This window comes from Aestuarium zhoushanense (assembly GCF_056431045.1).
Genome location: NZ_JBWKMA010000022.1, coordinates 575,347 through 601,223, shown reverse-complemented (window position 1 = coordinate 601,223; position 25,877 = coordinate 575,347). Strand labels below are relative to the sequence as shown.

Here is a 25,877-nt window from a genome sequence, read left to right as displayed (position 1 = left end):
TCCAATTGGTTCGTAAAACGGAACGAAATCAGGTTATGGACGGTATTATTTCGTGACCCTTTTGAGGCAAGTTGCGAATTTGTGGACAATCAGTGGGTCGGTAATGGGAACTGTTGCTTATAACGAACCAGTCACGCTGATCGGCGGTGCGCAAACTGGCAACGATGAGATTAGCACCGCTATGCGGTTAGCGCCAAGGATTGTTGCAGCTGATGGTGGTGCGGCGCAGGTTACGGCCGCTGGCTTCCGTCCTGAGAGGGTCATTGGTGATCTAGACAGCCTTGCCGACGATTTGCGCCTTAGCTTGGCCGATGTGATCGAACATGTCAGCGAACAAGCGACCACCGATTTCGAAAAATGCCTGATGCGAATTGATGCGCCGCGCATTCTGGCCTTGGGGTTCATGGGTGGACGTATCGACCACCAGCTCGCCGTTCTCAATGTTGTGGCCCGTTATGCGGACCGACGCGTGGTTCTTTTCGGTGCTGGGGATTGCGCCGTTGTCGTTCCCAACGTTGGGCTGTCCCTCACATTACCTGTTGGGGACCGAATTGCCCTGATGCCTTTGGGGGTGTCACAAGCATGGACAACGGGGTTTCGGTGGAACCTAGACGGTCATGCCCTCGCGCCTGATGGTATGATAAGTTCCTCGAACGAGGTCGCTGGCCCGATCACGGTCCGTGCCTCTGGTCCCGTTCTTCTCTCGACTTCCGCGGCCAATTTGCCCGCGCTTTGGTCCGCGCTGGGTTAGAGTTCGGCAGGAACTTTCAAACGGACCTTGCCCTTTTCGGTCAACCGTTCGCGGTGAATGATGTAGAGCCCTGACGACACGATGATCGCGATGCCCGCCCACGTTAGCGTGTTCGGGAAGTCTTGGAACACCAAAAGGCCCAAGATCGCAGCGCTGATGATCTCTAGGTAATGCAGCGGCGCGAGGGTCGCAGAGGGTGCGAACCGAAGGGCGTAGGTCATCATGATATGCGCCAGCGCTGACGCGGCACCAACGCCAAAGAGCCAAAGCCAAGTGATCCCTTCGGGCATCACGGGGGCGTGGGCATCCCACTGACCGATCCAAGCGACCCCAACAAAGAGGCTACAGAACAGTGCCGTCAGAACCGAGGTCGCGAACTGCATCGGGATCGGGTGCATCTTTCGGCTCAGGGATCGAGTCTCCAGCATATAGAGCGCGAAACACAGCGCCGTGCCGAGAGGGTAGAGTGCGACAAGGCCAAAGGTCATGAGGCTCGGTTGAATGACCAAAAGCGATCCACCGAACCCGACAACCGAGGCGATGATACGGCGCATCCCGACCTCATCGCCAAAGAGGAACTTGCCAAGGATCAGCAGAATGAATGGCTCCACAAACGCGATAGCGAGCGCGTCAGCGATGGGCATTTCATTCGTCGCCGCAACAAAGCAATAGGTCGAAATGCCAAGGAACAGCGCACGCCGCACCAATGGCCAGCGCAGCGATGGATCACGCGGGATGGCGTGGCGCAAGAGAACCAGAACGGGCAACATGATCGCCGCCTGCACGATGAACCGCGCAGAGGCGATTTGCATCACGGGGGTCGTATCCGTCGCCAGCTTTGCGAAAACGTCCAAAATGGGCGCCGTCACACAAAAGCCGAGCATCAGCAGAATACCGGGCAGGATGCGGTCGTTCATGATCTCTCCGACAGAGTGAGGATATCTGCGCCAGCTTCAGCAGTTTGGCACGTTCACGGCAAGCCCGCCGAGAGAGGTTTCTTTGTATTTCGCGTTCATGTCGACGCCAGTCTGACGCATCGTCTCAATCGCGGCATCCAGCGGAACGAGGTGGGTGCCATCGCCACGCAGCGACAGGGACGCCGCCGACACAGCCTTGATCGCGCCAAGGCCGTTGCGTTCGATACATGGTACCTGAACCAAGCCGCGCACAGGATCGCAGGTCATACCGAGGTGGTGTTCGAGAGCAATCTCAGCCGCATTCTCGATCTGTTCAGGCGTCCCGCCCATCACCGCAGCGAGGCCCGCCGCAGCCATTGCCGACGCGCTGCCAACCTCGGCCTGACAGCCACATTCCGCGCCAGAGATGGACGCGTTGTATTTGATCAACCCACCAATCGCGGCGGCGGTGAGTAGGAACTCGGGCACTTTGGCAGTAGTCGCACCTGGAACATGGTCGAGCCAGTAACGGATCACCGCCGGGATCACGCCTGCCGCCCCGTTGGTCGGTGCTGTGACGACCTGACCGCCAGCCGCGTTTTCTTCGTTCACGGCCATCGCGTAGGTCGCCATCCAGTCGTTGATCTGGTGCGGGGCCGAGAGGTTCATACCACGTTCCGCCATAAGGCTATCGTAGATCCCCTTCGCGCGGCGTTTCACAAATAGCCCACCGGGGAGGATGCCATCACGGGTCAAACCGCGATCAATGCATTGGTTCATCACGTCCCAAATGCGTTCCACACCACGGTTCAATTCGTTCAAACCACAGCGCGAAAGTTCGTTTTTGCGTTTCATATCCGCAATCGACAGCCCGCTTTCCGCTGCCATATCGAGCATCTCTTTGGCGGACTTGAAAGGGAAAGGCACAGGCGCGCCGTCATCGGTGTCTTTTCCCGCAGCGAGTTCTTCAGCCGTGAGGACAAAGCCGCCACCAACCGAATAATAGGTCACTTCGGTGATCACGTCGCCTTGGGCGTCGAGGCCGCGCAGGATCAGACCGTTGGCGTGGCCCTCAAGGTTCGGGCCGTAGTCAAAGATCACGTCGTCCTTGGGGTTGAAGTTCAGGACGGGCAAGCCTTCGGGTGTCACGGTGCCTTCGGTTTTGATCCGTTCCAGCTCTGCATCCGCTTTTTCAGCGTCATAGGTGTCAGGCAGGAACCCAGCGAGACCGAGGATCACAGCGCGGTCGGTCGCGTGACCCACACCCGTAAACGCCAACGACCCATGCAGCGACGCACGCAGTCCCGCCACGCTAAACGGCTGTTTGCGCAGGTGGTCGAGGAACATCGCACCCGCCACCATCGGGCCCATTGTGTGCGAAGACGACGGGCCAACGCCCACCTTGAACATGTCAAAGACAGAGAGAAACATTAGAGTGCGCTTCCTTCGGGGGGATTAGGGTATGACGGTTGAGAGAACGGCCTCGATCCCAGACCTTCGGCCTGCATCGCGGCCAAGGTTGCGGGACGGTCGTCCATCATTGTGCAGAAGTCAAACAAGGCGGGCCACTTTGATAAATCGAACCACGCCGTGTCATTTATAGGGTAGAGCGCCAGCCACCGCAGCAGCGGCGCCACGTAGGTTTGCAGGATCGACGGTGCCGTCAAATCAGGACCATCGGCCAGAATATCGAGAAGCCCTTCGATGCGAACCTTTGTTGCCTCGCGAAACTCAATCGGGTGATCGGGGCTGAATTTCTCGGGGTAGAACAACATCCGTAGTGCGGGGTGCAATGTGTTCGCCACCCAGAATAGCCATTTTAGGAAATCACCGCGAGTAGGGCTTTGCGGATCAGGGGCAAGTGCACCGTGCCGATCGGCCAGCCACAACAGGATCGCACCCGTTTCAAACATCGCCCCGTCGGGGGTTTCTAGTACGGGGATCAGGCCGTTGGGATTGAGGGCGAGGTAGGCTGGATCGCGCTGGGCTGACTTGCTCCGTTCCACCAAAACGGTGTAATAGGGCACACCCAATTCCTCTAGCGTCAACCGAACGCAGAGCGAGGCATTGTCAGGGGCATAGTGCAGGCGATAGCGCGTCATCATTCTTTGAGTGTATCTGGCAAAACCACACTGCTCTGTCCGATAACGACATTGGGGCAGAGTTTTACGCCCAGCGGTTCGGGTTTTTCGACCGCGCCCCTCGCCAGTTGTGGGGGAAGGCCCTATAAGATCGGCAACATCCATGAGGAGCTGCCATATGCCCATCGATCTGTCCCCCATCGACAAAGCCAAATTCGTCGCCGCGAAACGCGCAGCGCAGTTTGTAGAAAGCGGCATGAAGGTCGGTTTGGGCACGGGATCAACGGCGGCGTGGCTGGTGAAATGCCTTGGCGAAATGGTCCGCGAAGAGGGCCTGCGGATCAAAGGCGTGCCCACCTCGACCCGCACCGCGATCCTCGCCCGCGAGGTTGGTATCGACGTTATCACACTGGATGAGGCGAAATGGCTCGACCTGACCATCGACGGTGCGGACGAATTCGACCCGCAGTTGAACCTGATCAAAGGCGGCGGTGGCGCACATCTTCAGGAAAAGATCGTCGCGACGGCTTCGGACCAGATGATCGTGATCACGGACGCTTCTAAATCGGTCGAAACCCTCGGCGCGTTTCCTCTGCCGATTGAGGTGATCCCCTTCGGCTGGCAGACCACGAAATCCATCGTCGAAGAGGCGCTGATCGGCATGGACGTTCTCGGCCGCGACGTGACGCTGCGGATGAACGGCGATGCACCTTTTGTGACCGACGAAGGGAACCATATCCTCGACCTGCATCTCAAACGGATCGGTAACCCACGCCAGCTGAGCTTTGTTGTGAACCAAATTCCTGGCGTCGTTGAAAACGGTCTTTTCCTTGATGTCTGTGATGCGGTTGTCATCGGCTACGGCGATGGTCGCGTTGAAGTGCGCGATATTCATGAGGGCACGATCACCGAAGACAAATTCGATTTCCTTGGCGACGATAACATCTTTGGCGATATCGCAGATTAAGCGACTGCTGTGTGCGTGGGGGCAGATTGACCGCCCCCGAATGGCCCACCACATCAGGGTCAAATAGATTTAGACGGAGACATCCCATGTCCTTTGATTATGACCTCTTTGTCATCGGTGGCGGCTCGGGCGGTGTGCGCGCCGCTCGCGTTGCAGCAGCCACTGGCGCAAAGGTCGCCTTGGCCGAAGAATACCGCATGGGCGGCACCTGCGTGATCCGTGGCTGTGTCCCGAAAAAATTGATGGTGTTTGCGAGCGAGTTCCCTAGCGCCATTGAGGACGCGCAGGCCTATGGCTGGGACGTATCGTCGGGCGATTTCGACTGGACCGATTTCCGCACCAAAATGCATGCCGAACTTGATCGTCTCGAAGGCATCTATCGTCGTCTTTTGGACGGGTCGTCGGTCACAGCATATGACGCGCGCGCAACGATCAAAGACGAACACACTGTCACGCTGTCGACGGGCGAAGACATCACCGCGAAACACATCCTGATTGCCGTCGGTGGTCGTCCTGTGAAACCTGATCTGGCGAATGCTGATCTCGGTATCACATCGAACGAAATCTTCCTTCTCGAAGACCTGCCAAAATCGATCCTGATCATCGGCGGCGGTTATATCGCATGTGAATTCGCGGGCATCCTCAATGGCCTCGGTGTTGAGGTCACGCAATACTACCGCGGTGCCCAAATCCTGCGCGGCTTTGACGATGAAGCACGTGGCCTGATCGCGGATCAGATGCGTGATAAGGGCGTGAACCTGCATTGCGGCACCAACATCCTAGAGATGGAGCGTCGCGACGGAAAAATTCGGACCAAGGCGACCAACGGCACCGAAGCAACCTTTGATCAGGTCATGTTCGCCACAGGCCGCACCCCGAACGTCGAAGGCCTTGGCCTCGAAAACGTCGGTGTGAATGTCGGTCGCCGTGGCGAGATCATCGTTGATGAGTATAACCAGACCAACGTTCCGTCGATCTACGCCGTGGGCGATGTGACCGACCGTGTTCAACTGACCCCCGTCGCGATCCGCGAGGCGATGGCCTTTGTTGAGACGGTGTTCAAAGGCAACCCAACACCTGTCGATCACGACTTGATCCCCTCTGCGGTCTTTACCCAGCCCGAATACGGCGCTGTTGGCTTGACCGAAGAACAAGCTCGCGATCAGGAACCGATTGAGGTTTACACCTCGTCCTTCCGTCCGATGCAGACCCTCTTTGCTGGGCGCGAAGATCGTGTGTTGATGAAACTCATCGTCTCGCAGGCGACACGCAAGGTGCTCGGCGTGCATATCGTCGCGCCGCAAGCGGGTGAAATGATCCAGATGGTTGGTATCGCCGTTAAAATGGGTGCAACCAAAGAAGATTTCGACCGTGTTTGCGCTGTTCACCCGACCATGGCCGAAGAGCTGGTCACAATGAAAACGCCGACGCGAACGGCTTGAAATTCGGGGCTGAGTCCCCAAATCTGACTAAAGGCCCCGAACGTCGGGGCATTGCATAGGGATATAAAGAGGTTCATGGCTGGGAATAATGGTGGCCCATGGGGCGGCGGCGGAAATAAAGGCGGCTCTGGCGGAGACGACGATAACAACCGAAACAACGGTCCGCGGCGTCCGGCGGGCGGGGACCAGATTCCCGAACTCGACGAGCTGTTGAACAAGGGACGCGAACAGTTCCGTGTCCTGATGGGCGGCGGCAATGGTGGCGGCAATCGCTCTGGCGGCGGCGCACCTTCTGGTCCGGCGTTCACGCGTGGCACAATCGGCCTTGCCGCTGCTGCGGCTGTGGTCGTTTGGGGCATGGCGTCGTTCTACACCGTGAAGCCCGAAGAACAGTCGGTCGAACTGTTCCTTGGCGAATTCCATCAAGTCGGAAACCCCGGTCTGAACTTTGCCCCTTGGCCACTGGTCACGCGCGAAGTTCTGGCTGTTTCGACCGAACGCACCATTGAAATCGGCACCTCGAACGTCGGCAATGATGCAGGTCTGATGCTGACGGGCGACGAAAATATCGTCGATATCGACTTCCAAGTCGTATGGAACATCCGCGATCCACAGCGTTTCCTGTTCAACCTTGCTGATCCGGCCGCGACCATCGCTGCTGTGTCTGAATCGGCAATGCGCGAAATTATCGCTCAGTCGGAACTGGCACCGATCCTCAACGTGAACCGTGCTTCGATTGCGCAGCAGTTGACTGACCTCGTTCAGTCCACTCTCGACAGCTATGACAGCGGCGTGAACATCGTTCGTATCAACTTTGACAAGGCCGACCCGCCGCAGCCTGTTATCGCGTCTTTCCGCAAGGTGCAGGACGCCGAACAGGAACGTGACCGTCTGCAATCGCTGGCAGATGCCTACGCGAACCGCGTTGTGGCAGAGGCCCGTGGTCAGGCAGCGCAGCTTCTCGAAGAAGCTGAAGCCTACCGCGCACAGGTCGTCAACGCCGCCGAAGGTGAGGCGAGCCGCTTTAGCTCGATCCTGACCGAATACCAGATGGCACCTGATGTGACCCGTCAGCGTATGTATCTGGAAACCATGGAAAAGGTTCTGGGTAGCGTTGATCTGATGCTCTTGGACGACAACAACGGCGACGGCACTGGCGTTGTGCCTTATCTGCCGCTCAATGAAATCCGCCGAAGCACCACCGAAGGAGGGTCGAACTAATGCGTAAGACCGCGTTTCTCATCCCCGCTGTGGTCGTTGCTGGCGCTGTGGCCCTCTCGTCGCTGTTCATCGTTGATGAACGTGAAAAGGCGCTCGTGCTTCAGTTTGGTCAGATTGTCCGCGTTCAAGAACAACCGGGTCTCGGCTTTAAAATTCCATTCATCCAAGAAGTGGTCACCTATGACGACCGCATCCTGAGCCGTGACATGGAAGAGTTGGAAGTCACCGCTTCTGACGGTCGTCGTATCGTCGTTGACGCCTTTGCCCGTTACCGCATTACCGATGTGGAAACATTCCGCCGTGCGGTGGGTGTGGGCGCTGAGCGGGCTGCGGCGTCGCGTCTGGACTCCATCCTGCGGGCTGAAACCCGTCAGGTTCTGGGTAGCGTGACCTCGAACGACATTCTGTCGACTGACCGTGCCGCGCTGATGCAGCGCATCCGCAACGGTGCAATCGACGAGGCACAGGCGCTGGGCCTGCAAATCATCGACGTGCGTTTGAAACGCACTGACCTGCCGCCAGAAAACCTTGCTGCGACCTATGATCGTATGACGGCAGAGCGTGAACGCGAAGCGGCTGACGAAATCGCTCGTGGTAACGAAGCTGCACAGCGGATCCGTGCGCAAGCTGACCGCACCGTGACCGAGCTTGTGTCTGACGCAGAACGTCAGGGCGAGATCATCCGCGGTGAAGCCGACGCAACGCGCAACCGCGTCTTTGCAGAAGCTTACGGCGCTGACCCAGAGTTCTTTGAATTCTATCGGTCGATGAACGCCTATGCGACCGCGCTCGAAAACGGCAACACATCGATGGTGCTGTCGCCGAACAGCGAGTTCTTCAAGTATATGAAGTCCTCGGAAGGCAACTGATGATCTGGATGATTGGCATCGCCCTCGGGCTGGTGTTCGTGATCGAGGGGCTGGCCTACGCGCTGGCCCCTTCTTTCGTTGAGAAAATGCTCGCCGCATTGGCCGAACTGACCCACCAACAGCGGCGCATTGTCGGCCTGATCGCGGTTTTTATCGGTGTTCTACTTGTGCATTTTTGCGCACGCGGCCTACACTGAAATTCACAGGTGGTTGAGGTGGCTGTAGCATGTCTTGAGTTACCTCGCGCCATGCATAGAGTTTGGATTGCCATCGGGGTGTGACGCCCCGCAACCGCAAAAAGGAGAGGCACCGTGACGTCTCAAGCACTCACTGTTTCCCGCCACACAGAACAGACCCGTCTGTCCTATGCCGTGGCAATCTTGCTGTCTTTTGTATTCCTCTTGGCCCAAACCGTTGCAGGTTTCGCGCAATCGCGCCCCGACAGTTTCGCCGATTTGGCCGAGAAATTTAGCCCCGCCGTTGTGAACATCACGACGACGACTGTTGTGTCCACCAATGGTGGCCCGCGCGGCGTTGTGCCTGAAGGGTCCCCGTTTGAGGACTTCTTTAAAGACTTCCAGAACCGAGGCCCGCGCCGTTCGTCGGCTCTGGGCTCTGGCTTTGTGATCTCGTCGGATGGTTACATCGTGACCAATAACCACGTTATCGAAGGTGCGGATGAGATCCTGATCGAATTCTTCCCCGGTGGGACCGAACCGCTCGCTGCGACCTTGGTCGGTACCGACCCGAACACCGATATCGCGCTTTTGAAAGTGGACGCGACCGACCTGCCGTTCGTGAACTTCGGCGACAGCGACACGGCTCGCGTTGGCGACTGGGTCATGGCGATGGGTAACCCGCTCGGGCAGGGGTTCTCTGTCTCGGCTGGTATTGTATCAGCGCGGAACCGCGAACTGTCGGGCACCTATGACGACTACATCCAAACCGACGCCGCGATTAACCGTGGTAACTCTGGTGGTCCGCTCTTTAACATGGATGGCGATGTCGTCGGTGTGAACACCGCGATCCTGTCGCCCAACGGTGGCTCGATCGGTATCGGGTTCTCGATGGCATCGAACGTTGTGAAAAACGTCGTGGCCCAGTTGAAAGAGTTCGGTGAAACCCGTCGTGGCTGGCTCGGCGTCCGTATCCAAGACGTCACCCCCGATATGGTCGAAGGTATCGCTGGCCTTGATCACGCGGCTGGCGCTTTGGTCAGCTCCGTCCCTCCGGGTCCTGCGATGGACGCAGGGATCGAAGCTGGCGACGTGATCCTGACCTTTGACGGCAAAGAAATCACCGACACCCGCGAACTCGTTCGCATCGTGGCGGATGCCCCCGTGGGTCAAGAGGTCCTCGTGAACGTCCTTCGCAACGGTGAAACGGTTGAATTGACGGTCACTCTGGGTCGTCGCGAAACCGCCGAAGCCTCCATGCCTGGCTCTGAGGCCCCAATGGAAGACGCGGCGCCGACACAGACTGAAATGCTCGGCCTGACGCTGTCCGAGGTCAACAAAGAGACGATCAGCCAGTTTGGCCTTGCTCCGAATGCTTCGGGTCTGGTGATCACTGCCGTCGATCCGACCTCTGATGCGGCGTCGAACGGTCTACAGGCTGGCGATCTGATCTCTGAAGCTGGTCAGCAACCCGTAACATCGGTTGCCGATTTCGAAGACCGCGTGAGCGAAGCGCGTGACGCTGGTCGCAAATCCCTGCTGATCCTCGTGAACCGTGACGGCATGACCCGCTTTATGGCGCTGCGCATCGTGGAATAATCGGGTGATTAACCTGACAAAAAAGGCGCCTTCGGGCGCCTTTTTACATGCCTAGATCGGTTGGCGTGAGCGCGACCAGCCCTAGAACCTTGGCCGCATCAACAGACAACAACGGACTGTCCACGCCTGTCTGTTGCCGCTGATAGAGCCGCACCGCCGCGGTCGTCGTGTCATCCATCACACCCGTGATAGGGGCCTGATAAAACCCGCGCGCTGCCAGCGCCCGCTGAACCGATGCGATGAAACCGCTGTTCATCTCAGAGGGGCAGACAACCTCGAACAGCACTTCGCGGCGTTCGCGGATGATCTGTTGATTGGTGACAGTCTGGTAAACGGCGGGTTCCAAAACGCTGCCATCAGGCGCGAGGACTTCTTCCTTAACCAGTTCTTGATCCGTGACCGTATGGGTCTGCGCTGGCGTCACATCGCGGCCAAAACATTTGCCGTAATAATCGGTTTCGATCCCAGCTTCGGTAAAGGCAGGCGGGTTGGAATACGGCGGCACCCCACCATCCGAACAAGCGGACAGCGCCAGCCCAAATAGGGCTGCGGAGTGGGTGACACGTTTCATCTGGGGCTGCTCTGCCTCTCTTTTATAAAAACTCTATGGCATTTTTCGACCAATGGCGCAAATTTTATGATCCGTGTCGGTTAAACTGCGACAGAAGGCTGGAACAGCCACGTACAACGCATTAAATCTACAGCGACTTTACAGGAACGAGAGCAGATCATGGCCAAAATCACCTATATCGAACACAACGGCACCGAACACAGCGTTGAGGTGAAAAACGGTATGACCGTTATGGAAGGTGCCCGTGATAATGGCATTCCGGGTATTGAGGCCGACTGCGGTGGCGCTTGCGCCTGTTCGACCTGCCACGTTTACGTACCTGCTGAGTGGAAAGACAAAGTTCCGGGCATGGAAGCGATGGAAGAAGATATGCTCGACTTCGCTTATGAAGTTGACCCTGACCGTTCGCGTCTGTCCTGCCAGCTGAAAGTGACCGATGCGTTGGACGGTTTGGTTGTGAACCTGCCCGAGCGTCAAATCTAATGCGCCTCTGGCCGCTCTTGGCTCTTTGGCCATATGCGGCGGGTGCTGATCCTCTGACGGCCCGTTACGTGGACCCTACCGATGCCTATGGGCACGGGGCGGTCGCAAATGGCGAATACGCGGGGCTTGAGGTCACGTGGCAGGGGCAGAGCCATACATTTCAATACAAAGACGCGGTGTTCGAAGATACGAACCCGCGTCTTTTTGACTTGAACGGGGATGGCACGGCTGAGGTCGTCACGGTTCTCAGCGGATTTAACGATGGGGCACGGATCTCGATCTTTGGCATATCGTCCGACGTGATCGCACCCATCGCCCATGGCGCACCGTTTGGGCAACGCAATCGGTGGTACGCAATCGCAGGTATCGCGGATTTCGACGGTGATGGCGCGGCAGAGATTGCCTATGTCGATCGGCCCCACCTCGCCAAAACGCTGCGGTTCTTAGAGGTAACGCTAGCCGACGACACGTGGACGCTCACGCCCGATGGCGCGGTTGAGGGGCTGACCAATCACCATCTTGGCTCTGCGGTGATCGAAGGCGGATTGCGCGATTGCGGTCAGCCAGAGGTCGCAACCGCCAACGCCAATTGGACCCGCGTTATGGTCACATCTCATGACGCCACGGGCTACATCACCCGTGATGTTGGTCCCTACACTGGTCCCGATAGCCTCACCGCCGCCTTAACCTGCGATTGAGGCCAACACGCCAAGCGCTGTGATCTCTGCGATCTGCTGCGCTGCGCCGAGGATATCGCCCGTTTGCCCGCCGATCTTTGCCTGCGCGATCAGCGCGACCTTAACCGTGGCTAGGGTTACAAAGATAAAGAGCGGGAACACCGTCCACCCGCCCAAAGCTGCCGCAACTGCCAGTCCGATCAGCAGAGCGACCCCAACAGGAGCCTTATCAGGACGCCCGACAGAACGGGACAATCCGCCCGCCCGTGCAGGCTCCATCAGGTGCATGAGGGCGACCATCGGAACGCGGCTGAGGGTGGCAACGATGGGTAAGGCGCACCACATCCAACCCGCGCTGATCAGGGCCTCAATCGCGATCCACCGCGCCAAGAGCGACAAACACAGCGCGATCACCCCATAGGACCCGATGCGGCTGTCTTTCATGATCTCAAGCCGACGATCCCGATCCCAGCCGCCCCATAGCCCATCGGCGCTATCGGCCAGACCGTCTTCGTGCATCGCTCCGGTGATGATCACCATGACGGCTAGAACGGCGGCGGCAACCAGACCGTCGGACACACCGAACCACTGCCAAACGCTGCCAACACATGCGGCGATCACCCCGACCGTTAGACCCGCCAGCGGGTAGGCCCAGACGGCCTTGGACGCACGTGCCCCTGCGGCTTCGTGGTCGACCTTTACGGGAAGGCGGGTCAAAAGACCCAGCGCAGCCAGCACATCGGCGGGTTGAAATTTGCGAATGTCGGAGTTGGACATAGGTGCGACCCTTTCTGACCTTTCATTCTGTGCCACGAGGGTTATTAAAGGCGCACAAAAAGTGCAACGAGGACCGCCATGACCCGCCCATTTTCTAGTCTCGCCGAATTTCGCGCTCTTCTGTCTGCCGCCCCCTCGCTCGATAGCGAAGCGAAGGCTGGCGCAGAGGAACGCAACGGTCAGTTGACGAAACCTCCGGGGGCTCTGGGTCGTCTCGAAGATTTGGCGATTTGGTATGCGTCATGGCGCGCCAATCCGCGTCCATCCATTGAGAACCCCCAAGTGATCATCTTTGCGGGCAACCACGGTGTTTGTGCGCGTGGCGTGTCGGCATTTCCGCCTGAAGTCACTGTTCAGATGGTTGCGAACTTTGAACACGGTGGCGCCGCGATCAACCAATTGTCCAAGGCGTTCGGCGCTGACATGTCGGTCGTGTCCCTGTCGCTCGACACGCCCACCGCTGATTTCACCACGGCACCCGCAATGACCGAGGACGAAGTGGTCGACGCGCTCGTCGCTGGCTGGACCGCCGTCAAAGAGACAAGCGACCTGCTGGTCGTTGGTGAAATGGGGATCGGGAACACCACCGCTGCGGCGGCAGTTGCGGCGGCCCTGTTTGGTGGCGACGCTGCCGATTGGACGGGGCGCGGAACGGGCGTTGATGACGAAGGTCTGAACCGCAAGACCGCTGCCGTTGCCGATGGCCTTGCGCTTCATGCCGATGTGATCGCTGATCCGCTTGAGGCGCTGCGGTGCCTCGGTGGTCGTGAACTGGCGGCGATGGCAGGTGCAATCGCACGCGCCCGTAGCCTGCGCATCCCAGTGATCCTCGACGGGTTCATCTGCACCGCCTCCGCTGCTGCGCTGGAATGCGCAGTCGCGGGATCGCTCGATCACACTGTTGCGGGCCACGTCAGTGCCGAAGGCGCACATGCGAAACTTCTGGCGCATCTAAACAAAGCACCGCTTCTGAACCTCGGCCTTCGTCTGGGCGAAGGCTCTGGCGCGGCTCTAGCAATCAGCGTCCTCAAGGGCGCGATTGCGTGTCACTCTGGCATGCTCACCTTTGCAGAAGCAGGGGTATCGGACGCCTAAGCGTCCCCTTGATCCTTTGGTAATAGGGCGCTGTCGCTACGGCGGCGCCCGATGCCACCCTTGGTTTCCGCCTCGGCTTCGGCCTCTTCTTTGGAGGCAAGCGACAGTTCCAGATCGGAATTCAATTCCTTTGCCCGCTTAAGATAGGCCGTGTTTTTCGACGTCGGCACATCGGGTTTCCAGAGCGTCGCCAATTCCTTCATCATGCCGCGATCATGGTGGTAGAACATGGTTTCTGCCTCAGCCGCCTCGTATTCCGACAGCCCGAGGTTTTCGAGCGCATAGCGCCCCGCACGCAGCGAACTGTCGAACAGCTCGCGCACGATGTCATTCGCGCCAGCGGCGTAGAGTTCATAGACATGCTGCCGATCCCGCGCACGGGCGACGATGTGGATGTCGTCGCGCATCTGACGGGCATAGCGCACCAGCGCCGTCGCCTTGTCTCGTCCATCGACGGCCACGACCAGCACCTTTGCCTCTGCAATTCCCGCCGCTTTCAGTAGGTCAGGCCGTGTCGGATCGCCAAAGAAGCCCTTGAACCCGAACTTGCGCATGGTCTGAACGGTTTCCAGATCGGCGTCCAAAACCACGGTCGAAAATCCCGCCGACTGGACCAGACGGTTCACGATCTGCCCAAACCGCCCTATCCCCGCGATGATCACCGTGCCCGTTTCATCGATGTCGTCTGCATCATGGGTTTCATCCTCGCTCGCCATTTTGCGGGTGCGATATTCGTAGAGGATGAACAACAGCGGCGTGATCAGCATCGATAATGCGATCATCAGAAGCAGCTTTTGCGCGAGGGCGGGGGAAAGTGCGCCGATCCCCAAAGCAAAGCTGATCAGGACAAAGCCAAACTCACCCGCCTGACCGAGGCTGAGGGTAAATAGCCAACGGTCGTGAGGTTTCAACCGCCAAATACGCGCAAGACCATATAGGATACCGCCTTTGACCGCGATCAGAAGGAGGGTCAGTAGCACAATCCGCACGGGGTCGCCAAAGAACGCTTGGAAATCGAAACCTGCGCCAACGGTGATGAAAAACAGACCGAGCAGCAGCCCTTTGAACGGCTCAAGGTCGGTCTCTAGCTCGTGTTTGAATTCAGAGTTCGCCAGCACCACGCCCGCAAGGAACGTCCCTAGCGCGGGCGACAGGCCGACCATCTGCATCAACACCGCGATCGCCACCACCATGAGAAGGGCGAGCGCCGTATACATCTCCCGAATGCGGGCCTGATGGATGTAGCGGAACACGGGCCGTGTTAGGAACACACCCGCGAGGATAATCACCGCGATTGCACCTACAGTGACCAATGTGACGCCCCATCCTGGCAACCCTTCAACGAGCGAGAACGTACCGTGGTGCGTGTCGTCGGCGGCGCGTTGGATCGACCCATCGGGCGAAATCATTATTGGCGCGGCAACAGCCAAAAGCGGCATGAGCGCCAGCATGGGGATCACGGCGATATCCTGCGTCAGCAGAACAGAGAACACGTTGCGCCCTCCCGCCGTCTGCACCAGCCCCTTTTCCGACAGAGTTTGTAGAACGATCGCGGTTGAGGACAGCGCGAGGATCATCCCGATGGCGATGGAATCCAGTGCCGTTTCATTCATCAGATAGGCCAGCCCAGACAGGGCTGCGACGGTCAGGATGACCTGAAGCCCGCCCAGTCCCAAGAGCTTGGCCCGCATCCGCCAGAGGACGCGCGGCTCGAGCTCGAGCCCGATGAGGAACAGCATCACAACGACGCCAAATTCGGCAAAGTGCTGGACGTCTTTGGATTCCGACCCGACCAATCCGAACACGGGCCCGATGACGATCCCTGCCAGCAAATACCCCAGCACAGACCCAAGGCCCAAACGTGCTGCCAAAGGCACCGCAATCACTGCTGCGCCTAGGTAAATGGTTGCCTGAAAGAGAAAACTTTCCATCGGTGTCCGTCTTATTAACTAAAATTCGATGGCGCTGGTAATGTCGCCTTATACACTTGGGGCTGACTTAAGAAATTGCTAGGGATCAACCCCTCGGCATTTCCAACGACACCACGCGACCCCGTTTTTCGTAGTTCAAAACGGATTCGCCAATCGCGGTGACCCGACCTCCGTCGAGGGTATCACCAACCCGAACCGATACAATCCGCCCGTTGCCCATCCGCACCAATGCGATCCGGCTAGAACTGCTGCCTGCGATACCGATCAAGGCAATGTCGCGCATGGTCAAAACGTTGTTTTCGGTTGCGGCGCGGGCCACGCCACCTGGGACAGAGCCCGTAGGCCGCATGGTTGCCGATACATCCGTTGGCGCGCTTGCCTCAGGCTCTGATTGGAGCGAGGCAGCAGTCGCCGTGACGATCCGATCAAAGTTGCGCGGACGCTGGATCGGTAGCGGCGACGACGCGACCGCGTATTGGGATGCCCCAGCGGTCAAATCTGGCGGAGCGGCAGCAGCGATCGCAGCTGCAATGGCGTCAACGTCAGCTTCGGGGATTGGCAGTGGTGCTGGCTCTGACGCGACGATGACCAAATTGTCAGGACGTTCACGCGGACGCAGCGCGGCCAACTCTGACGCAATATATCCACCCAGTGTATCCCGTTCGATGTTCTCAGCGAGGTTGTCAGGGCGGCTCCGAGGGCGGAGGCTGGCCAGTGAGACACCACCAGCGGTCACAAGGTCAGGATTGGTGGTCGGCGCGGCCTCTGGATTTGGCGCAATCCCCTCAGGACGCGCAATCGGGCGGGTCGTCGTGGCGGTTGCCGCAAAAACGGTGATGCCCGTAGGCAAAACGGTGCCTGCCTCGGTCGCGCGGATATTGCCGTTCGCGTCACGGTCAAATTCGGTTCCCGCAGCGGGTGGTGCGAGAGGGGAAACAACGGACAGATCGGGTTGCATTGCCGTAATAGAAGGCAATGCAACCGCATCTGTCCCGAACGTTACAGGGTCGATGGCCGCGATGGTGACGCCGTCGGTCGTCTCGATCTTGGGCGTGTAAGGGAAGGTCGGCGCACGCTGCCAAACACCCGTCGCGGCGTAGAGGCGCTGTGCCTCTGCGGGGCTGAGCACTTGACCAAGAGGCAGGTCAGTCGGCGGCAATAGCGCCCCGTCTTGGGTCAGGTTTTCAATCGCGATATCCACGTCCGACATCGCATCGCCGAGGTCTGCTGCCGCCTCGTCTTCGGGGGCAGGGTTGTCGGCGTCGATCGTGGCAACCGTCACGTCATTGCCGCCGAACAATCCCGCGATCCTGTTTTCCAAAGTCGACGACCAGATCGCGACCGCCAGAAGAAAGGCCAGCAAAAGCGCCATCAAAATCGCAAAGACGTATTTGGGCCGTTTGATCGCTTTGGCTTGGGCTTTGCGGCGGGCACCGAAAATGGTCAGCCGCACTTTTTCGTCAGCGGGTTCGGCATCGCCGTCGAGTTCGGCCACCACCTCTTGCGCTTTGGCCTCCAACTTGGCCAAGGCAGCAGCATCTCGTTCCGCATCCTTTTCCGCGCGGCGGGTTTTGCGGCGGTCGTTCAGTGCGGCGAGGCCATTGCCGAGTGCCGTCTTTGCAGAGGTTGCTGCCGCCATGACGGGCGCAAGCGGCGAGGTCTTGTCCTCTTGCTTGGCTTCCGTTGGGACGGTGCGCGGTGTTGCTGCGAAAATAGGAGCGGCGTCCAGATCGCTGGGCGCGGGTGGAATGCCGGCCGTGGGGGTGATTGTCGGCGTGATCCGTGGCTGGATCGTGGACGTCGGTTTGTCCCCCGTGGTCAGTGTCGGTGTCGTGGCATCAGACGTCCGCGCGCGGCTCGAGAACACAACGGGTTCCGCAGTCTCTTCGGGCTCTTCCGAGAGTTCTGGCGCGGCTTCTGGTTCTGCCTCAACGGGGGCAGGGGCCTCTTCGATGGCGGACAGGTCGATATCGAGGTCGATATCAAACTCTAGCTCTACCTGTTCGTCCTCAGCCTGCGCCTCTTCCGTAGGTTCGACTGGTTCGACGACGGCCTCTTCAACACCCTCTGGCTCTGCCACTGGCGGCTCTTCGATCACCTCAGGCTCAGGCTCAGGCTCTGGTTCGGCCACGCGACCCACGACCACCACGGCATCCACATCACGTTCGATGGTCTGCCCGTCGGTCAGCAGAGTTGCCGCCGCGCTCGTTCGGCCAAAGAACGCCTCGCCGACAAAGGTGAAGGCATCAGGCACAGCCGCGAAACTGACAGGGTTAAACCCGTATCCCGCAGCAAAGCCTTCGGCCTCGTCAAGCGTTTCGCGTGCAATTGCAGCCACGTAGGTACGGCCACCCCCGCGCGAATAGTCGAACACCAGATCATCAAGCGCGTATGGCGTCGCCCCGTCGAGAGACGCGCGAATGTCGTCTTCATCGGCACGGGGATTATCCAGCGCAAGATACCGAATCTGATCGTTTGGAATAAGAAGCTTGGTCCGCAGCGGCGATGGGTCGAGCTGTGCCGCCCGATCCTTCATCCGTGCAAGGGCAGCGCCTAGATCGGCGTCATCCAGCGCGACCTCGTCCACCAAAAGCCAGCCGTCGGAACCTCGTTGCAATAAACGGATCCCTTCGAACGACAGTGAGAGTGCAAAATTTGGTGTCATAAAATTGGGACTAACATGATTTCTTTGGAGCGGAAATGTAACGGCGCTCAATGATTTAAGCTACAGCAACTTCCCGCCCACTCGGAAAATTTACTCGTGTTCTACCACTGGCTGTGATCGCCTGAGGGTTGATTAAGAATCGTTCCCAGTGAAAGGATCAAACGATGATGACCTTTATGCGTGCAGCGCTGATCTCTGGCCTCATGGCCGCGCCCCTTGGTGCGATGGCGCAGGACCGCGTTGTGCCGTCAATTTCCGTCTCGGGTGAGGGGATTGTCACCGCGCCCGCTGATATGGCCGTGGTCACAGTCGGCGTTATGCACGAGGGCAAAACGACGGGCGAGGTGTTGGATGCGGTCAGCATGGCAACTACAGGTATCCTTGCCGTGCTAGAGGCCGCTGCGATTCCGCAGGGTGACATTCAAACAGGCCGCGTGTCACTGATCCCGCGCTATGGTCGGACCGTTCTGGGGGCACCTGATTACACCCAGATCGAAGGATACACCGCGTCTACCACGCTTTCCGTGACCACCCATGACCTGACAACGTTGGGCGGATTGCTGTCCGATGTGGTCGCGGGTGGGGCAAATACGGTGAATGGTGTGTCCTTTGGGATCGACGACGATTCCGCTCTCATGGATGAGGCCCGTGCGAAAGCGGTCGAGGACGCGCGTCACCGAGCAGAGGTTTATGCGATGGCGGCTGGCGTTGATTTGGGCGGAGTTCTCACGCTGAGCGAAAACAGCTACGGCGGCTATGCCCCTGTCGTGATGGAGGCGATGTCCGCCCGTTCCTTTGACAGCGGTGCGCCGAAAATGGATGTGCCCTTGGTCGCAGGGGACATCACCGTGTCGGCGCAGGTCAGTATCGTCTACGGAATCGCAACAGAGTAACGAAAAGGCCGCCCACTGGGCGGCCTTTGGTTTTGGGATTAGGCGGTTGCCTTTGCCAGCGCCTGATCGAGATCGGCGATGATATCCTTCGGGTCTTCGATCCCGATTGAAATCCGTACGACTTCGGGTGCTGCACCTGCTGCGCGCTGCTGATCCTCGGACAGCTGGCGGTGCGTGGTGGACGCAGGGTGAATGATCAACGACCGTGCATCACCGAGGTTCGCCACGTGGCTAAACAGCTGCAGGCTATCCACCAGTTTCACGCAAGCGTCATAGCCGCCCTTAACCGCAACGGTGAACAGCGCACCTGCGCCTTTTGGAACCAGACGTTCGGCACGGTCCTTGTAAGGGCTGGAGTCCAGACCCGCATAGGTCACGTAATCCACGCGCGGATCCGCTTCGAGCCAGTCAGCGACTTGTTTCGCGTTTGCCACGTGTTTGTCCATGCGCAGTGACAGCGTTTCCAGACCCATCAGCGTGTAATGTGCCGCCTGCGGGTTCAGCGTCATGCCGAGGTCGCGCAGACCGATGGCGATGCCGTGGAAGGTAAAGGCCATCGGGCCCAACGCTTCGTGGAATTTCAGGCCGTGGTAGGCAGGTTCAGGCGCCGAGAGCGACGGGAACTTGTCCGATGCGGACCAATCGAACTTGCCCGAATCTACGACCACACCACCTGTCACGGTGCCGTTGCCCGTCATGTATTTGGTCATCGAATGCACAACGAGCGTCGCGCCATGTTCGATCGGACGGCAGAGATACGGGGTCGCCGTGGTGTTATCAACGATCATCGGAATGCCAGCAGCGTCTGCAATCGCAGCAATCGCGTCGAGGTCGGTGATATAGCCACCGGGGTTTGCGATGGTTTCGCAGAACACAGCGCGGGTGTTGTCGTCAATCGCCGCCTTCACAGCATCCAGATCGTCGAAATCAACGAACTTGGCCGACCAGCCGAACCGTTTGATTGTCTGGCTGAACTGCGTGATCGTGCCGCCATATAGACGGGTCGATGCCACGATGTTCAGGCCCGGCCCCATCAGCGGGAAGAGCGCCATGATCTGCGCCGCGTGACCCGAAGAACAGCAAACAGCGCCCGCACCGCCCTCAAGCGCCGCGATACGGTTCTGAAGCGCACCAACGGTCGGGTTGGTTAGGCGCGAATAGATGTAACCGACCTCTTGGAGGTTGAACAAACGCGCGGCGTGGTCGGCGTCTTTGAACACGTAAGCGGTGGTCTGATAGATCGGCACCTGACGTGCGCCGGTGGCTGGATCCGGCTCTGTTCCAGCGTGAATTTGTAGTGTTTCAAAACCGAGGTCTTGTGTCATTGCATCCTCCCATGAGTCATTGTTGCCCAGACGTTACGTCAGGCTTACCCATAGGACAATGCAGCAAAATCCTAATGTATTAGGACGGTTCTAGTCGCCGAGTTTGGCGTGAACCTCTGCCAGATCGATCTCGCCGATTGGCATCTTGTTACCCGGATTTTCAAAGTCGTATTTGAACAGATTGAAATCCTTTTTGTAGATTTCATAGACGAGGTGCATCGACAGATCGTCAAAGTAATCTTCAACAGGATGCGCCCGCTTCGGCCCGTGCCCTTCGCTTTCGTTAAAGCGGGGGATGGTTTTCAGGTCGATCGGATGCGCGGTTTCGCAGTTGTCGAGAACGACCTGCATGCCTTCGTTGAACTTCTCGGTAAAGAAGATGTGGTCGTAGCTGCCGCCGTTCGCAATGAAGGTCGCGATATGGCCAGACATGGCCGACCAGTGAATGTCAGGCTCCATCGGCCGTTTCCAACGGATGGTGTCGCGTGCGAACAAGAGGAACCGACGGAACGATTTGATCTGGTCGAAATCGAAATCATCCTCGGGCGAGCCGACTTCGATCCCGTATTTCTGCGCCAGTTGCGGCACAAGGTTCCCGCGGTAGCGTTTCCCGTTGCGCTGAATCCCGCAGATTTTGTCAAAGAACGATGACAGGATGCGGGTGTAAGGGTTCCGCACGCAGGTAAAGGCATAGCTTTTGTGCGCTTTGACGTTGTCGGTGATCAGCGGTTGGCTGGCCTCAAACGCCCATTTGTGCATACGGTCTGTGGCATCGTGGATGTCGCCGTCAAAGAACTCTCCGTGGTCGGAGTAATACATAATCTGACCGATTGAGGAGCAGGCGCATTTCGGCACAACCCGATACACCATGCTCTCGCTCTCAGTCATCCACGTTCCAGGAAAGCCCATACTCGTCGCCCCTTGTTACCCTTTGTCCCTTGTTGCCAGATCGTGCGGGACATTATCCACCATAAAAATCAAAGAAACGCTGTTTATTCAACGGGTCTTCGGGTTATCAAGGGGGAAACTGATCAGTTCGACCGCAGGGTTTTGTTTCCAATATGGCAAAAATCGCCTTCATTCTCCTGTGCCACAAGAACCCCGAGGCGATTGTGCAGCAAGCCCAACAGCTCACCGCGGTTGGGGATTACATTTCGATCCACTTTGATGCCAGCGCGTCCAAAGACGACTATCAGCTGATCCGCGAGGCCTTGGCCGACAACCCAAATGTCACCTTCGCGAAAAAGCGGATCAAATGCGGCTGGGGTGAATGGAGCCTCGTTCAAGCGACGCTCTACGCCATTGAATCCGCCATCGAGGCCTTCCCGCGTGCGACCCATTTTTACATGGTGTCTGGCGATTGCATGGCGATCAAATCAGCGAAATACGCAAAAGAATTCCTCGACGGCCGCGATGTCGATTACATTGAAAGTTTTGATTTCTTCGAAAGCGATTGGATCAAAACGGGGATGAAAGAGGAACGCCTGATTTACCGCCATTGGTTCAATGAACGTGTGCACAAACGTCTGTTCTACTGGTCCTTCTGGTTCCAACGTTGGGCAGGGCTGAAACGGGCGATCCCCGACGATATTCAGGTCCAGATCGGTAGCCAGTGGTGGTGCTTGCGCCGCCGCACAATCGAGTGGATTCTCGATTTCACACGTCAGCGCAAAGACGTGATGAAGTTCTTTTCGACCACGTGGATTCCTGACGAGACGTTTTTCCAGACCCTCGTGCGGCACCTGATCCCAGCCAAAGAGATCGACACCCGCACGCTGACCTTCCTGATGTTTACCGACTACGGGATGCCTGTGACGTTCTACAACGATCACTTTGACATGCTATTGGCGCAGGATTCGCTCTTTGCCCGCAAGATCAGCCCCGAAGCGGTGGACCTGAAAAAACGGCTCGGTCGGCTCTATGCCTCTGACCAAGACGATTTCAAAATCTCGAACGAAGGTCGGAACCTGTTCAAGTTCCTGTCTGGCCGTGGTCGCGAAGGGCGCCGCTTTGCCCCCCGTTTCTGGGAGGCCGAAGCCAGCCTTGGCCGCGAACGCGAACTGCTGATCGTCGCTTGTAAGAAATGGCACGTGGCCAAGCGTTTGATCGACGCCATCAACCAAAACGCCAATATCCCGACCGTTGCCTATCTCTTTAACGAAGAGGCCACGCCGCTCCCTGATCTGGGGGGTATTCAGGCGACCTTGGGCAAACGGCATCGTCATAGACGTGCGATGATGCGGATGCTGTTCGACTATCACCAGACCGACAAAATGGTGATCTGTATGGATACGGCGAACCTCGATCTGATGCAGGATTTTGCCTCCGACCGTGCGACGACAAAAATCCTCGAAATCCAGTGCGAGTTTTCGGACGAATACCTGATCGGTCACTCTAGCCGCGTTGGTCTGATGGGTCACCAAACCCCACCTGATACCGTGGCGCGGCTTTTGCCGACGGTGCGCAACGACTTTGCCCACGAAAGCGACCGCATCCGTGACGGTGGCTTTGAACACTACTACCGCATCCGCGAATTGGTCCCGCCCGAAGACAACGCGGTGGCCATTGCGTCTTTCTTGTCTGTGTCCGATGATGTGGCGCGAACGATCGCACAGACCCCTTATCTTTACGTCGACTGAGGCCCCTCATGGACTTTAACTACGATCCGCAGAACATCTTTGCGAAAATCCTGCGCGGTGAAATCCCGAATAAGACTGTCTATGAAAACGATCACGCCCTCGCGTTCGAAGACATCGCACCGCAAGCGCCTGTCCATATCCTGATCATCCCTAAGGGGCCGTATATGTCGCTGGACCATTTCGCGATGGCAGCCTCTGCCGAGGAACAGGTCGGCTTTATGCAGGCGGTCGCTGAGGTCTGCAAAATTGCAGGCGTTGAGGACGGCTTCCGTGCCATCGCCAACACCCGTGAAGCGGGCGTTCAGGACGTTCCGCATTTCCACCTGCATATCTTGGGTGGCCGTGTTCTGGGCCGGATGTTGCCAAAGGCCTGATGCCATGTGGCGCACGCTGAGCCTCTGCACCGTATTGGCTGCCCAAACGGCGGCTGCGGATACGGTCGTGGTCTTTGCTGCCGCCAGCACCAAAACCGCGCTCGACCAGATCGCGGCAGAGTTCACGCAGACGACGGGCCACGATGTTGTCCTGTCCTACGCGGGATCATCCGCGCTGGCCCGTCAGATCACCCAAGGCGCCCCTGCGGATATCTTTATCTCGGCCAACACCGACTGGATGGACGTGGTCGAGGGGGAGGGCCTGATTGAGGACGGAACACGCCGCGATCTGCTGGGCAATACGCTCGTTCTGATCGGCAGCGCAGAGAGCACGGAAGCGATTGATTTGGCTGATCTTCCCCAAGCCCTCGGAAACGAACGGATCGCGATGGGCATGGTCGATTCGGTGCCTGCGGGGATTTACGGGAAGGCCGCGTTGGAAACCTTGGGCCTTTGGGCCGACATCCAACCGCAGGTCGCCCAAATGGATAACGTTCGGTCGGCACTGGCTCTCGTCGCGTTGGGCGAGGCGCCGTTCGGGATCGTCTATGCGTCAGACGTTTTGGCAGAGCCTTCCGTCCATGTGGTCGCCGAATTCCCGACCGATAGTTATCCCGCTATCGTCTATCCCGTGGCAGATATCACAGGGCGCGACAGCGAGGCCGAAAACGCGTTCCTCGACTATCTCTCTGGTCTCACCGCCCTCGCCCTGTTCGAGGCGCAGGGGTTCACCGTCCTAAATTAACGGTTCGACGTCAGCGCGAGGAACACATCCTCGAGGTCGGCTTCTTCGGTTTTCACGTCTGCAATGCGGATGCCCGCAGCGTGAACCGCAGCCAATACCGCCTCAGCCGAGGTTTCGCGGGGTTTATAGGTAAAGGCCAGCGATCCATCTTTGCGCGCTGCAACGGTGATGCCTTCAGGCACGTCAGGTTGCGCGATGGGCTCTGCAGGGGTGATCACCATCGTTTTGCTGTCCAACCGCCCCAAAAGGTTCGCCGTGGTGTCGCGCGTGATCAGTTCACCATGGTTGATGATCGCGATCTCGTCGCACATTTCCTGCGCTTCTTCGAGGTAGTGCGTGGTTAGGATGATCGTCATGCCCAACTCTTCGTTCAGGCGACGGACGTTCGCCCAGAGCATGTTGCGCAGTTCGATATCCACACCTGCCGTCGGTTCATCAAGGACGAGGATCTGCGGGCTGTGCACCAGCGCCTTTCCCAGCAAGAACCGCCGCCGCATCCCGCCAGACAGCGACCGCGCATAGGCTTCGGCTTTATCTGTCAGGCCAATCAGTTCGAGAATCTCATCCGTGCGACGCTGCGATTTCGGAACGCCATAAAGGCCCGCCTGAACCTCAAGGCTACCGCGCGGAGTGAAAAACGGGTCGAGGTTCGGTTCCTGCGGCATGATGCCGATGGCCGCACGGGATTGGCGTGGGTTTTTGTCCTGATCGAATCCCCAGATGTTCACCCGACCAGCGGATTTGTTCACCAGACCCGCCAGAATATTGATGATCGTCGATTTCCCCGCGCCATTCGGCCCCAAGAGGCCAAAAATCGAACCACGGGGGATGTTTAGGTCAATGCCTTTTAACGCTTCTTTGGCCGCAGATCGGCCTGTCGCCGCGTAGGTTTTCCGCAGACCTTCGATTTCAATCGCATTTTCGGTCATCTTGCTTTCCCGCTTGCCCGTGCGTGGGGTTGATATAACTTACAACCCGATCTAAAGCGGACGAAGTCCCGCGACAACCAGATAGGCCAAGTGATGACCATTCCTGCACCCGAAACCAAGATCGTCGATCAATGGAAAGTCGCCTGTGATGGCGGTGAGGGGGCTCTGGGCCATCCGCGCGTTTGGCTGACCATTCCGCATGACACGAAATACGTGGAATGCCCCTATTGCGACTGCCGCTACGAAGTCAGCGCAAACGCTAAAGATCACCACTGATCCTTAGCTAATCGGGATCGCCGCACCGTTACACGGCAGCATGGCGATCCGTTCCCCTGTGTCACCGCGCAGATAGGCCAGCACATTGTTGCCGGACCAAATCTTTATGCCTTCGCCTGTGTTCATTAGGCCGTTGCCAATCGCGGTGCCAGTGTAGCTGTCCTGATAGGTATAGTAGACGCGCCCCGAACGTCCGTCTTCGCAGGTGACGTCCGCTTGCCCAAGGCCCAGCGAATTGCGCGACATCCATGTGCCATCACACAGTGTCCCGTCCGATAATTTCCCGACAAAGGTCCCTTCGCCGCGCCCAAACGCGCGTCCATTGAACCAAAGCCCCTCAGACCCCACACAAGCCACCACGCGGTTACAGTTCTCCGCGTCATCGGTCATCGAACAGGATGTGTTGGATTGGGCGTTTACTGTGCTGGCACAGAGAATGGCGACTGGAAGCAGGACGCGGAACATGTCAAAACCTTTGGTAACTGAAAAGCGAAG

At 58.3% G+C, this 25,877-nt stretch carries 26 protein-coding genes; 15 read left to right on the top strand and 11 right to left on the bottom strand.

Going from position 1 to position 25,877, the window contains the following annotated elements; all coding sequences use genetic code 11:
- Positions 1 to 103 precede the first annotated feature (103 nt).
- A complete protein-coding gene (locus tag AC07ED_RS10385) occupies positions 104 to 751 on the top strand; it encodes a thiamine diphosphokinase (RefSeq protein WP_105235721.1) in 648 nt (215 codons plus the stop codon).
- On the opposite strand, the gene AC07ED_RS10380 is transcribed toward AC07ED_RS10385, so the two are convergent.
- The 3 genes from AC07ED_RS10380 to AC07ED_RS10370 are packed head-to-tail and all read right to left on the bottom strand — an operon-like array spanning position 748 to position 3,752.
- Entirely contained in the window at positions 748 to 1,668 is a 921-nt protein-coding gene (locus AC07ED_RS10380; RefSeq protein ID WP_245918066.1) for a DMT family transporter, read from the bottom strand. The two genes, AC07ED_RS10385 and AC07ED_RS10380, sit on opposite strands and share 4 nt — an antisense overlap.
- 36 nt (positions 1,669 to 1,704) lie before the next feature.
- On the bottom strand, positions 1,705 to 3,078 hold the full coding sequence (locus AC07ED_RS10375; protein WP_105235720.1) for an L-serine ammonia-lyase: 1,374 nt from the start codon (positions 3,076 to 3,078) through the stop codon (positions 1,705 to 1,707).
- Positions 3,078 to 3,752: a glutathione S-transferase family protein gene (locus tag AC07ED_RS10370; RefSeq protein WP_105235719.1), complete on the bottom strand. Its 675-nt coding sequence runs from the start codon at positions 3,750 to 3,752 to the stop codon at positions 3,078 to 3,080. Before AC07ED_RS10370 ends, AC07ED_RS10375 begins: the two co-directional genes overlap by 1 nt.
- A 154-nt stretch (positions 3,753 to 3,906) precedes the next feature.
- Here AC07ED_RS10370 and rpiA point away from each other — a divergent pair, with 154 nt between their 5' ends.
- From rpiA to AC07ED_RS10340, 6 genes are all read left to right on the top strand, one after another.
- A complete protein-coding gene (gene rpiA, locus AC07ED_RS10365) occupies positions 3,907 to 4,695 on the top strand; it encodes a ribose-5-phosphate isomerase RpiA (RefSeq protein ID WP_105235718.1) in 789 nt (262 codons plus the stop codon).
- An 86-nt stretch (positions 4,696 to 4,781) separates the two neighbouring features.
- Positions 4,782 to 6,137, top strand: coding sequence for a glutathione-disulfide reductase (gene gor, locus AC07ED_RS10360; protein WP_105235717.1), 1,356 nt, complete (start codon positions 4,782 to 4,784; stop codon positions 6,135 to 6,137).
- A 75-nt stretch (positions 6,138 to 6,212) separates the two neighbouring features.
- Positions 6,213 to 7,358, top strand: a complete 1,146-nt coding sequence (hflK, locus tag AC07ED_RS10355; protein ID WP_105235716.1) for an FtsH protease activity modulator HflK — start codon at positions 6,213 to 6,215, stop codon at positions 7,356 to 7,358.
- Positions 7,358 to 8,227 carry a protease modulator HflC gene (gene hflC / locus AC07ED_RS10350; RefSeq protein ID WP_105235715.1) on the top strand — a complete coding sequence of 290 codons (870 nt, stop codon included), beginning with the start codon at positions 7,358 to 7,360 and terminating at the stop codon, positions 8,225 to 8,227. Before hflK ends, hflC begins: the two co-directional genes overlap by 1 nt.
- Positions 8,227 to 8,424, top strand: coding sequence for a DUF2065 domain-containing protein (locus tag AC07ED_RS10345; RefSeq protein ID WP_211096403.1), 198 nt, complete (start codon positions 8,227 to 8,229; stop codon positions 8,422 to 8,424). Before hflC ends, AC07ED_RS10345 begins: the two co-directional genes overlap by 1 nt.
- Before the next feature lie 114 nt (positions 8,425 to 8,538).
- Positions 8,539 to 10,002: a Do family serine endopeptidase gene (locus tag AC07ED_RS10340; RefSeq protein WP_105235714.1), complete on the top strand. Its 1,464-nt coding sequence runs from the start codon at positions 8,539 to 8,541 to the stop codon at positions 10,000 to 10,002.
- Between the two features lie 43 nt (positions 10,003 to 10,045).
- On the opposite strand, the gene AC07ED_RS10335 is transcribed toward AC07ED_RS10340, so the two are convergent.
- A complete protein-coding gene (locus AC07ED_RS10335; RefSeq protein WP_105235713.1) occupies positions 10,046 to 10,573 on the bottom strand; it encodes a peptidoglycan-binding domain-containing protein in 528 nt (175 codons plus the stop codon).
- A 159-nt stretch (positions 10,574 to 10,732) separates the two neighbouring features.
- Between AC07ED_RS10335 and AC07ED_RS10330 the strand changes: the two genes are divergently transcribed.
- Together AC07ED_RS10330 and AC07ED_RS10325 are read left to right on the top strand one after the other, a co-directional pair.
- Positions 10,733 to 11,056: a 2Fe-2S iron-sulfur cluster-binding protein gene (locus AC07ED_RS10330; RefSeq protein WP_105235712.1), complete on the top strand. Its 324-nt coding sequence runs from the start codon at positions 10,733 to 10,735 to the stop codon at positions 11,054 to 11,056.
- Positions 11,056 to 11,754 carry a VCBS repeat-containing protein gene (locus AC07ED_RS10325; RefSeq protein ID WP_105235711.1) on the top strand — a complete coding sequence of 233 codons (699 nt, stop codon included), beginning with the start codon at positions 11,056 to 11,058 and terminating at the stop codon, positions 11,752 to 11,754. Before AC07ED_RS10330 ends, AC07ED_RS10325 begins: the two co-directional genes overlap by 1 nt.
- Here the strand turns inward: AC07ED_RS10325 and cobS are convergent.
- Positions 11,740 to 12,510: an adenosylcobinamide-GDP ribazoletransferase gene (cobS, locus tag AC07ED_RS10320; RefSeq protein WP_105235710.1), complete on the bottom strand. Its 771-nt coding sequence runs from the start codon at positions 12,508 to 12,510 to the stop codon at positions 11,740 to 11,742. The two genes, AC07ED_RS10325 and cobS, sit on opposite strands and share 15 nt — an antisense overlap.
- Before the next feature lie 78 nt (positions 12,511 to 12,588).
- On the opposite strand from cobS, the gene cobT reads away from it, so the two are divergent.
- Positions 12,589 to 13,605 carry a nicotinate-nucleotide--dimethylbenzimidazole phosphoribosyltransferase gene (gene cobT / locus AC07ED_RS10315; RefSeq protein WP_105235709.1) on the top strand — a complete coding sequence of 339 codons (1,017 nt, stop codon included), beginning with the start codon at positions 12,589 to 12,591 and terminating at the stop codon, positions 13,603 to 13,605.
- On the opposite strand, the gene AC07ED_RS10310 is transcribed toward cobT, so the two are convergent.
- Together AC07ED_RS10310 and AC07ED_RS10305 are read right to left on the bottom strand one after the other, a co-directional pair.
- Positions 13,602 to 15,536: a cation:proton antiporter domain-containing protein gene (locus AC07ED_RS10310; RefSeq protein WP_105235708.1), complete on the bottom strand. Its 1,935-nt coding sequence runs from the start codon at positions 15,534 to 15,536 to the stop codon at positions 13,602 to 13,604. The two genes, cobT and AC07ED_RS10310, sit on opposite strands and share 4 nt — an antisense overlap.
- 85 nt (positions 15,537 to 15,621) lie before the next feature.
- Positions 15,622 to 18,153 carry a hypothetical protein gene (locus tag AC07ED_RS10305; protein ID WP_478242158.1) on the bottom strand — a complete coding sequence of 844 codons (2,532 nt, stop codon included), beginning with the start codon at positions 18,151 to 18,153 and terminating at the stop codon, positions 15,622 to 15,624.
- 212 nt (positions 18,154 to 18,365) lie between these two features.
- Here AC07ED_RS10305 and AC07ED_RS10300 point away from each other — a divergent pair, with 212 nt between their 5' ends.
- A complete protein-coding gene (locus tag AC07ED_RS10300; RefSeq protein ID WP_105235706.1) occupies positions 18,366 to 19,094 on the top strand; it encodes an SIMPL domain-containing protein in 729 nt (242 codons plus the stop codon).
- A gap of 38 nt (positions 19,095 to 19,132) precedes the next feature.
- On the opposite strand, the gene AC07ED_RS10295 is transcribed toward AC07ED_RS10300, so the two are convergent.
- The gene (locus tag AC07ED_RS10295) at positions 19,133 to 20,419 is read right to left on the bottom strand and encodes an O-acetylhomoserine aminocarboxypropyltransferase/cysteine synthase family protein (protein ID WP_105235705.1); all 1,287 of its coding nucleotides are present in this window, start codon (positions 20,417 to 20,419) and stop codon (positions 19,133 to 19,135) included.
- Between the two features lie 90 nt (positions 20,420 to 20,509).
- On the bottom strand, positions 20,510 to 21,328 hold the full coding sequence (locus tag AC07ED_RS10290) for a sulfotransferase family protein (RefSeq protein WP_067549940.1): 819 nt from the start codon (positions 21,326 to 21,328) through the stop codon (positions 20,510 to 20,512).
- Positions 21,329 to 21,480: 152 nt separating this feature from the next.
- Here AC07ED_RS10290 and AC07ED_RS10285 point away from each other — a divergent pair, with 152 nt between their 5' ends.
- From AC07ED_RS10285 to modA, 3 genes are read left to right on the top strand one after another with little or no spacing between them, the layout of a single operon-like run.
- The gene (locus tag AC07ED_RS10285) at positions 21,481 to 23,058 is read left to right on the top strand and encodes a DUF5928 domain-containing protein (protein WP_105235704.1); all 1,578 of its coding nucleotides are present in this window, start codon (positions 21,481 to 21,483) and stop codon (positions 23,056 to 23,058) included.
- A gap of 8 nt (positions 23,059 to 23,066) precedes the next feature.
- On the top strand, positions 23,067 to 23,432 hold the full coding sequence (locus tag AC07ED_RS10280; protein ID WP_105235703.1) for an HIT domain-containing protein: 366 nt from the start codon (positions 23,067 to 23,069) through the stop codon (positions 23,430 to 23,432).
- A 4-nt stretch (positions 23,433 to 23,436) separates the two neighbouring features.
- On the top strand, positions 23,437 to 24,177 hold the full coding sequence (gene modA, locus AC07ED_RS10275) for a molybdate ABC transporter substrate-binding protein (RefSeq protein ID WP_105235702.1): 741 nt from the start codon (positions 23,437 to 23,439) through the stop codon (positions 24,175 to 24,177).
- Here modA and AC07ED_RS10270 read toward each other — a convergent pair.
- On the bottom strand, positions 24,174 to 25,106 hold the full coding sequence (locus AC07ED_RS10270; protein ID WP_105235701.1) for an ABC transporter ATP-binding protein: 933 nt from the start codon (positions 25,104 to 25,106) through the stop codon (positions 24,174 to 24,176). The genes modA and AC07ED_RS10270 overlap by 4 nt on opposite strands.
- Positions 25,107 to 25,199: 93 nt before the next feature.
- Here AC07ED_RS10270 and AC07ED_RS10265 point away from each other — a divergent pair, with 93 nt between their 5' ends.
- Positions 25,200 to 25,382: a zinc-finger domain-containing protein gene (locus AC07ED_RS10265; RefSeq protein ID WP_067549931.1), complete on the top strand. Its 183-nt coding sequence runs from the start codon at positions 25,200 to 25,202 to the stop codon at positions 25,380 to 25,382.
- A 3-nt stretch (positions 25,383 to 25,385) separates the two neighbouring features.
- Here the strand turns inward: AC07ED_RS10265 and AC07ED_RS10260 are convergent, their stop codons facing one another.
- Positions 25,386 to 25,847: a hypothetical protein gene (locus tag AC07ED_RS10260; RefSeq protein ID WP_105235700.1), complete on the bottom strand. Its 462-nt coding sequence runs from the start codon at positions 25,845 to 25,847 to the stop codon at positions 25,386 to 25,388.
- Between the last annotated feature and the right edge of the window lie 30 nt (positions 25,848 to 25,877).

Bases quoted from the DNA above. Each gene is read 5' to 3' on its own strand.
- hflK (WP_105235716.1), top strand. From the start codon at position 6,213: ATGGCTGGGAATAATGGTGGCCCATGGGGCGGCGGCGGAAATAAAGGC.
- AC07ED_RS10330 (WP_105235712.1), top strand. From the start codon at position 10,733: ATGGCCAAAATCACCTATATCGAACACAACGGCACCGAACACAGCGTT.
- gor (WP_105235717.1), top strand. From the start codon at position 4,782: ATGTCCTTTGATTATGACCTCTTTGTCATCGGTGGCGGCTCGGGCGGT.
- AC07ED_RS10295 (WP_105235705.1), bottom strand. From the start codon at position 20,419: ATGACACAAGACCTCGGTTTTGAAACACTACAAATTCACGCTGGAACA.
- cobT (WP_105235709.1), top strand. From the start codon at position 12,589: ATGACCCGCCCATTTTCTAGTCTCGCCGAATTTCGCGCTCTTCTGTCT.
- AC07ED_RS10325 (WP_105235711.1), top strand. From the start codon at position 11,056: ATGCGCCTCTGGCCGCTCTTGGCTCTTTGGCCATATGCGGCGGGTGCT.
- AC07ED_RS10375 (WP_105235720.1), bottom strand. From the start codon at position 3,078: ATGTTTCTCTCTGTCTTTGACATGTTCAAGGTGGGCGTTGGCCCGTCG.
- AC07ED_RS10300 (WP_105235706.1), top strand. From the start codon at position 18,366: ATGATGACCTTTATGCGTGCAGCGCTGATCTCTGGCCTCATGGCCGCG.
- AC07ED_RS10265 (WP_067549931.1), top strand. From the start codon at position 25,200: ATGACCATTCCTGCACCCGAAACCAAGATCGTCGATCAATGGAAAGTC.
- AC07ED_RS10280 (WP_105235703.1), top strand. From the start codon at position 23,067: ATGGACTTTAACTACGATCCGCAGAACATCTTTGCGAAAATCCTGCGC.
- AC07ED_RS10385 (WP_105235721.1), top strand. From the start codon at position 104: ATGGGAACTGTTGCTTATAACGAACCAGTCACGCTGATCGGCGGTGCG.
- modA (WP_105235702.1), top strand. From the start codon at position 23,437: ATGTGGCGCACGCTGAGCCTCTGCACCGTATTGGCTGCCCAAACGGCG.
- AC07ED_RS10260 (WP_105235700.1), bottom strand. From the start codon at position 25,847: ATGTTCCGCGTCCTGCTTCCAGTCGCCATTCTCTGTGCCAGCACAGTA.
- rpiA (WP_105235718.1), top strand. From the start codon at position 3,907: ATGCCCATCGATCTGTCCCCCATCGACAAAGCCAAATTCGTCGCCGCG.
- AC07ED_RS10345 (WP_211096403.1), top strand. From the start codon at position 8,227: ATGATCTGGATGATTGGCATCGCCCTCGGGCTGGTGTTCGTGATCGAG.
- AC07ED_RS10285 (WP_105235704.1), top strand. From the start codon at position 21,481: ATGGCAAAAATCGCCTTCATTCTCCTGTGCCACAAGAACCCCGAGGCG.
- AC07ED_RS10380 (WP_245918066.1), bottom strand. From the start codon at position 1,668: ATGAACGACCGCATCCTGCCCGGTATTCTGCTGATGCTCGGCTTTTGT.
- hflC (WP_105235715.1), top strand. From the start codon at position 7,358: ATGCGTAAGACCGCGTTTCTCATCCCCGCTGTGGTCGTTGCTGGCGCT.
- AC07ED_RS10270 (WP_105235701.1), bottom strand. From the start codon at position 25,106: ATGACCGAAAATGCGATTGAAATCGAAGGTCTGCGGAAAACCTACGCG.
- cobS (WP_105235710.1), bottom strand. From the start codon at position 12,510: ATGTCCAACTCCGACATTCGCAAATTTCAACCCGCCGATGTGCTGGCT.
- AC07ED_RS10370 (WP_105235719.1), bottom strand. From the start codon at position 3,752: ATGATGACGCGCTATCGCCTGCACTATGCCCCTGACAATGCCTCGCTC.
- AC07ED_RS10290 (WP_067549940.1), bottom strand. From the start codon at position 21,328: ATGGGCTTTCCTGGAACGTGGATGACTGAGAGCGAGAGCATGGTGTAT.
- AC07ED_RS10335 (WP_105235713.1), bottom strand. From the start codon at position 10,573: ATGAAACGTGTCACCCACTCCGCAGCCCTATTTGGGCTGGCGCTGTCC.
- AC07ED_RS10310 (WP_105235708.1), bottom strand. From the start codon at position 15,536: ATGGAAAGTTTTCTCTTTCAGGCAACCATTTACCTAGGCGCAGCAGTG.